Genomic DNA, 2,314 nt, shown 5'->3' with positions numbered 1-2,314 from the left:
GAGCTGGCACGTCCGTCCTCCCCACCGACCGGGTCCGACCCGCCCGCCACGGCAGATCAGCTGAGCGCCACCAGGATCCGGCGCAGTGCTCCGAGTCTGCCGGGTGCCAGTGCACCGGCCGAGACCAGGTCGTCCAGTGCGCACTCAGGGTCGGCGGGCGGGCCGAGGTGCCCGCATCCGCGCGGGCAGTCCTCGATCGCCGTCGCGAGATCGCCGAATGCGGCGACGACGTCGTCGGGTCCCACGTGGGCGAGCCCGAACGAGCGGACGCCCGGGGTGTCGACGACCCACCCGTCGGCCAGCGGCAGCGCGATCGCCCCGGTCGTGGTGTGGCGTCCCTTGCCGACCCCCGACACCCGCCCGGTGCTCTGGTCGGCCTCCGGGACCAGCGCGTTCACCAGCGTCGACTTGCCCACGCCGGAGTGCCCGACCAGCGCGCACACCCGTCCCGACATCTCCGCCCCGAGCGCTGCGAGGCCCTCTTCGGGGCGGTCCCGCCCGGTGATGACCACCGGAAGGTCGAGGTCGGCGTACTGCGCGGCGAACGGTGCCGGGTCGGCCAGGTCGGACTTGGTCAGGCACAGCACCGGGGTGAGCCCGCCCGCGTAGGCGGCGACCAGGCAGCGGTCGACGAACCCGGATCGCGGCACCGGGTCGGCGACCGCCGTCACGATGATCAGCCGGTCGGCGTTGGCGACGATCACCCGCTCGTAGGCGTCGGTGTCGTCGGCGGTGCGGCGCAGCAGGGTGCGCCGCTCGGTGACCCGCACGATCCGGGCGAGGGTGTCCGTCTCGCCGGTCAGGTCACCGACCACGTCCACCCGGTCCCCGACGACGATCGGGGTGCGGCCCAGCTCCCGGGCCCGCATCGCGGTGACCGGCGGCTTCGACGGGTCGGCGTCCGGTGCGCAGGTCCAGCGGCCCCGGTCGACGGCGGTGACCATGGCCATCGAGGCGTCGGCGTGGTCGGGGCGGCGCTTGCTGCGCGGGCGGCTGCCGCGCCGCCCGGGTCGCACCCGGACGTCGGTCTCGTCGTACTCGCGCGCCCTGCCACTCATCGTCGCGGCCCACTCATGCGCGTGGGCTCATCGGGCGAGCAGGGCGGCCCAGCGCCCCGGGAAGTCCGGGATGGTCTTGTCCGTGCAGCCGATGTCGTCGACGACGACGCCCGGCACCCGCAGCCCGACGATCGCGCCCGCGGTGGCCATCCGGTGGTCGGCGTAGGCGCGCCACGCCCGGTCCGGACGCCCGGCCAGCGTCGTCGGGACGATCTCCAGACCGTCCTCTGTCTCGGTCACCGACCCGCCCAGCTCGGTGATCTCGCTGGCCAGGGCCGCGATCCGGTCGGTCTCGTGGCCCCGGATGTGCGCGATGCCGCGGATCCGGGAGGTGCCGCGGGCCAGAGCGGCCAGCGCGGCCACGGTGGGGGCGAGCTCGCTGGCATCGTGCAGGTCGACATCGACGCCCTCGAGGTCATCCGGCCCGGTCACCGTGACCCCTGCGGGCCCGGTCTCGACGCGCGCGCCGAACTGCGCGAGCACCGGCAGGATCTCGGTACCGGGCTGGGTGGTCTCCTGCGGCCAGCCGCTGACGGTCACCGTCCCCCCGGTCGCGGCGGCCGCGGCCAGGAACACCGCGGCGTTGGACAGGTCCGGCTCGATCGTCCAGTCCCGCACCGCGACCGGCCCGGGGTGCACCCGCCAGAGGTCCGGTCCGGCGCCGGTGCTGCGGTCCTCCACGACGACGCCCGCGGCGCGCAGCATCGCGACGGTCATGTCGATGTGCGGCTGCGACGGGACCGGCCTGCCGTCGTGGCGCACGGTGACGCCCTCGTCGTAGCCGGCCCCGGACAGCAGCAGCCCGGAGACGAACTGCGACGACGCCGACGCGTCGATCGTCACCGTCCCGCCGCGCACCGAACCGGTGCCGTCGAGCAGGAACGGCAGCGCGTCGCGGTCGCCCTCGCGGGTGACGGCGACGCCGAGGTCGCGCAGTGCGCCGAGCACGGTGGCCATCGGCCGCTGCCGCGCGTGCGGGTCGCCGTCGAAGCGGACGGTGCCGGTGGCCAGCGCCGCCGCCGGCGGCACGAACCGCATGACGGTGCCGGCCAGCCCACAGTCGACCTCGGCCGGAGCACCGTCGCCGCCGCCGCGGAACCCGTCGTGCGCGCCGATCCGGACCCGCTCGGCGTTCGTCTCGACCGGGACCCCCAGAGCCGCCAACGCACCGGTCATCAGCGCGGTGTCGCGGCTGGCCGGGACGCCGTCGACGGTGCAGTCGCCGCCGGACAGGGCGGCGAGCAGCAGCGCACGGC

At 75.7% G+C, this 2,314-nt stretch carries 2 protein-coding genes; both read right to left on the bottom strand.

What is annotated here, in order from left to right; all coding sequences use genetic code 11:
• Positions 1–56 precede the first annotated feature (56 nt).
• Positions 57–1,058 carry a ribosome small subunit-dependent GTPase A gene (gene rsgA, locus I4I78_RS31990; RefSeq protein ID WP_218615246.1) on the bottom strand — a complete coding sequence of 334 codons (1,002 nt, stop codon included), beginning with the start codon at positions 1,056–1,058 and terminating at the stop codon, positions 57–59.
• A 27-nt stretch (positions 1,059–1,085) separates the two neighbouring features.
• The coding region (aroA, locus tag I4I78_RS31985) for a 3-phosphoshikimate 1-carboxyvinyltransferase (protein WP_218615245.1) at positions 1,086–2,314 on the bottom strand (1,229 nt) is incomplete at its 5' end.

Origin of the sequence: Pseudonocardia sp. KRD291 (assembly GCF_019263595.1) — a bacterium.
Classification (GTDB): domain Bacteria; phylum Actinomycetota; class Actinomycetes; order Mycobacteriales; family Pseudonocardiaceae; genus Pseudonocardia.
The sequence above is the reverse complement of the archived record's forward strand: the minus strand, read 5'-3'. Positions and strand labels throughout refer to the sequence as shown.

Coding starts and splice junctions, on each gene's coding strand:
- rsgA (WP_218615246.1), bottom strand. CDS start 1,058: ATGAGTGGCAGGGCGCGCGAGTACGACGAGACCGACGTCCGGGTGCGA.